General features: G+C 33.1%; 2 protein-coding genes. Both read right to left on the reverse strand.

The genetic code is table 11. The features are described from left to right. Window positions 1-832: 832 nt before the first annotated feature. Window positions 833-2077: an RHS repeat protein gene (locus Z053_RS0127210; protein WP_025668128.1), complete on the reverse strand. Its 1245-nt coding sequence runs from the start codon at window positions 2075-2077 to the stop codon at window positions 833-835. A gap of 673 nt (window positions 2078-2750) precedes the next feature. Further along, window positions 2751-5046: RHS repeat domain-containing protein (locus Z053_RS30605; RefSeq protein ID WP_025668130.1), on the reverse strand; the 2296-nt coding region annotated here is incomplete at its 5' end.

Here is a 5046-nt window from a genome sequence, read left to right on the forward strand (position 1 = left end):
TCCTAAAAAAAGTTTACATATTTATACTTAATCCTAAAATAGATTTACATCTATATTTGCAATACACCATAGCGAAACTAAACACATATAACCAGATGTATTATGAAATATTATAATACCTGTTTATCTGACCAAAATATAATATTAGAGTTTCCCCGCTCCCGCTAGCGTCTCGCTAGTGGCACTACAGTTTTAGATAACCCAAAAAACATCAATCTCTACATGGTATAGTCATTCTTATATTTTTTCACACTACTATATTTACAATACACCATAGGGAAACTAACCACATATAACCAGATGTATTATGAAATATTATAATACCTGTTTATCTGACCAAAATACAATATTAGAGTTTCATTTTTTGATACTGGCATAAGAGATTTCAAGTAAAGAAGTCACAATTTTTTTATCAATTGTGACTTCTTTTATTTATTACTCTTACTTGCCAATCTTTGACGCCACTAGCCAAGAGGCATAGCGGTAGCGATCAATGACACGCTAGGAGCAGCGGGGGCATTATCCTATCTAGTTATATAAAAAATGCTCTGTATATCATCATTAAAAACATTATACAGATAATCACGAAAAGTACTAAATGTTTATTTTTATACTTTTCATTTTTTGATATCAATATTAAACCACATATTGTTGCCAAAAATGATAAGAAAAAACTTGGAATAAAAATCATTGAATTCAGAGGACTAACTACTGATCTATAAAAGTTTTCATTCCCTAAAAGTAATTTGCTAAATAAACCTATCATTGAAACACTGAAAAGAATAAATGCTACACGGTAAAAGAAAATTAAATTGATTTTCATTTTTTATATTTATTGATTAAAAAAACCTTTTTTTATTGCTTGTTGATCTGCATCAGCATCAAAAAAGAACTCGTTTGCTCTAGAGCCAAATCTAGTTTCTTCGTAACTAAAACCGGACATTCCCATTGCTCTTCCCCACATATAATTTCCAGCGTCATATAAATTATAAATATTGTTCGTATTTCCTAGTCTATAAAAAGCTGTTCCATCTACATAGGAAGCTCTACTTCTTGATAACCAACTATTTTCGCTACGTATTTTCTCCTTGGATAGGTTAATAAGATATCCTTCAGCAAAATCAAAATCTCCATGTCCTTTATTCCTAGCAGAAAATAAACTCCACATATAATAAACCCCACTTTGAGGACCACCTATTTTTGAAATCCATCTTTGCATAATAAGACCTGAACTTACTATTTCTTCATTCATTTCTCCTATAGATACTGAATAAAACAATCGTTCGCCTCTTCTAAATACCCCACTTGCATATGGTTTATCAACTCCTTCAGGATCATTAAATGATAACTCATTTCCATTCTCATCAAAGAACCTATTGGGTTGTCCATTTCTTACAACATTTGTTATAATACCTTCTGAATTAACAGTAATATCGTCTTGTGGGTCACTATCTTCTTCACTATCACTTGCTTGATAAACTGTTGTATAATCATTAGAATTTATTTCATGCCAATTACCACTTAAGTCTTGAATTCTCATTTCTCCATCTGCTCCACTTGGATCAGCCCAAAATATTGGGTTATTATCCATTCCAGTATATGTAGATTGAGAATGAAACGTCATAGGATCAATCCTTGTCCACCTTCCAGTTGTTGGATCATATGGACGCAATGGCATTTCATAAAGACCTAAATCTTCATTTAACTCAATACCATTATATCCATAATTATGTTTCCTACCATTTACGGCAAAATTGTAACCTTCATGTTGCAACCCAAATGGATAATAGTTCTTCTCCTGCACGATCTCATCTTGCGTTACAGAACCATTCTTATCAGCATCTTTGTAGGATAATCTGATATTTCCTAAATGGTCTTTGTACTGATATACATATTTATATCCATCGGCTTCATGCTCTACAATCCCTTCTGTATGGTTAAAGAATTCTAGTGTACCATTCTTATACACATAATTACCGGCATACTCAGTTGTTAAAGAACTTCCCTCTGTGGTAATCTTTTTTAATTTTACCCCAGTGGCGTCGTAAATATAGGTAATATTTCCAGAGCTATTCACAATACTAAATCCACAACATTAATGCTGTGGATTTGGTATAATTTATCTCTTACTCGTACCCCTCACTCATAAACGCCACTAGCCGGAGGCATAGCGGGAGCGATCAATTATTCGCTAGGAGCAGCGGGGCAATCAATTACACGCTAGGAACAGCTGGGGGTTGTAGTATTCTTTTCCTTCTTTCTGGTATGCTAGAGAACGGTTTTCTTAGTTCACTTTTATGCATAAAAAAAACAGCTACATTGCTGTAACTGTTTTTTACTTATATAATTTATTTGATAATCAAACTTTATAATGCTATTTCTCAAAAGCAGCGGTTTGAACTATTACCCCAGTTTGGGACATTACCCAGTTTATGCTTTTATAAAAACTCCATATATCATAATAATAAAAAAATAAATTAAGTAAATTAAAAATGGCACAATAAATAAGAAATATTTAATCGGCTGCTTAAATCTATTTTTTAAGTAATCCCAAAATATTATAAATGAAAAATAAGATGTAATAATTAACAATGGAATAAAAATAAAATAACCTACAATAGCTTTAAGTCTTCTGACAAAAAGACTAGTCTCTTCAGGAAGAAGCTGTAGCAAATTTATTGATAATAATATAGTAAAACCTATTATTGAATAAAGAGAATATTTTTTTATTTTAATACTTACCATTTTTGTTATTTAAAATTAAACCCATTACGTATAGAATTTTGATCCGCTTTGGCATCAAACCCATTTAAAGTTATTATCGAATTAACTTTTGCCGCCCTCAATGAAGTGCTTAAAGAGAGCCCTATTTTTCTAGCTCTATTCCCCCACATAAAGTTTCCTGCATCATATAAGTTGTATAGTGTATTATCATTACCAAATCTAAAATAATGTTGATCAGATATAAATGAGGATCTAAAAACTCCAACATCTAAATAAGATCTTTCTGTAGAGGTTAAATATTCCCATATCAAATACGAGTGTGTAAAATCAGCATTCCCATGAGAATCTAAAGCAATATTGGCAAAATCTCCAGGGATTTTACTTTTCTTCCGTGCTAAAGCAAGTACAAGATCAAAATAACTAATACTTCCATTAATAATACCATTTAGTTTCATAGATGATATTCCAAAAAATAATCGATCTTCTTTAGCATACCTTCCTGGCTTTAAATTATTAGCATCCGCTTCTCCTGGGTCATTAAAAAACAATTCATTTCCATTCTCATCAAAGAACCTATTGGGTTGTCCATTTCTTACAACATTTGTTATAATACCTTCTGAATTAACAGTAATATCGTCTTGTGGGTCACTATCTTCTTCACTATCACTTGCTTGATAAACTGTTGTATAATCATTAGAATTTATTTCATGCCAATTACCACTTAAGTCTTGAATTCTCATTTCTCCATCTGCTCCACTTGGATCAGCCCAGAATACAGGATTATTATCAAAACCGTTATATGTAGAATTCGAATGATGCGTCACAGGATCAATTCCTGTCCATCTTGCAATTGCAGGATCGTACTTGCGTAAATCCATCTCATAGAGATTCAAGTCTAAACTCTCAGTAAGCTCTATACCATTAAACCCATAATTATGATTTCTCCCTCGTAGTGTACTATTATATCCAGAATGGGTCATCCCAAAAGGATAATAATTCTTCTCCTGCACAATCTCACTTTGAGCTATAGAACCATCTTTATTAAAGTCCTTATACGATAATCGTATGTTCCCTAAATGATCTTTAAACTGGTATATATATTTATACCCATCAGCTTCTTTCTCTACAATACCTTCTGGGTGATTAAAGAATTCTAGTGTACCATTCTTATACACATAATTACCAGCATACTCAGTAGTTAAAGAACTTCCCTCTGTGGTAATCTTTTTTAATTTTACCCCAGTGGCGTCGTAAATATAGGTAATATTTCCGGTATGAGAAGCATTATTTACCGTTACTGTTTTAGGTAGATTTAAATGATTATAGGTAATCCCTGTAATCCCTTTGTTTTGATCCTGGGTCATATTGCCATTGGCATCATAGGTATAATCATTACCCGTATTGCTACCATCTTTAAAACCAAAACTGGTATTGCCGGTATCAGCTACTTTTAAGAGTTTGTTTCCTGCATCATACTCATAGTTGAGAATATCCATACCACCAAAAGCAGTTGAGTTCTGCCAACCACTTCTGTTTAATGATAAGATGTTACCTATCTTATCATAAGTTACTGCTCTCAAAGTATATTTGTTGTCATTGCCAGAAGCACTAATGATTCTGTTGAGCGCATCATACTGGTATCCATATCCTCTTTTGGTATTGTCATTTGCTGTTTTCCAGGAGGTTTCACTAATATTACCATTGTACAAAGCCGTTGCTCCCAGATTTTCTGTAGTGGTGTTGTAATTGATGCCGAATGCAAAAAGTTTGTTGCCAAGAGCTATATCAGGATCATTGATTTTAGTAAGCCAACCCCGTACATTATAGCTGTAATCCACCTCTTGTAATCCACCTCCTGTTTTCTTTTTTTCTAATTGTCCTAAAGCATCATAGGTGTTTTCAACAATAGTTTCAACTGCCTGATCATTGATCTTTTGGGTTTGGGTACGCATCCTACCTATATGATCATAGGTAAAGGTATCTATCGTTACAATAGCTGCATTGCTGTCTTTGGTATGGGTGGTTTTGGTTTGTGTTACCTTACCTGTAAAATCCAGCTGGGTTTCTACGATATCAGTAGTGTTAAGATATTCATTTTTACTGGCTACATATATAGGCCTTCCTTTTTTATCATATCCTGTAAGATTGGTGATCCAGTCATTGGTCTCTAATACCCGTACTTTACTACCGGTAGGCAGCCCTTTGGTTTTTATAGGGCTATTGTTATCATGATTGATAATTTCCTGCCCAAAAGCTGTAGTAGCGGGTAGATTTATAGAAGCCGTATCAAAAGTATAATTGTCATAGTAATTGATGGTATAT

This window comes from Aquimarina megaterium XH134, from assembly GCF_000520975.1.
In the GTDB taxonomy this organism is placed as follows: domain Bacteria; phylum Bacteroidota; class Bacteroidia; order Flavobacteriales; family Flavobacteriaceae; genus Aquimarina; species Aquimarina megaterium.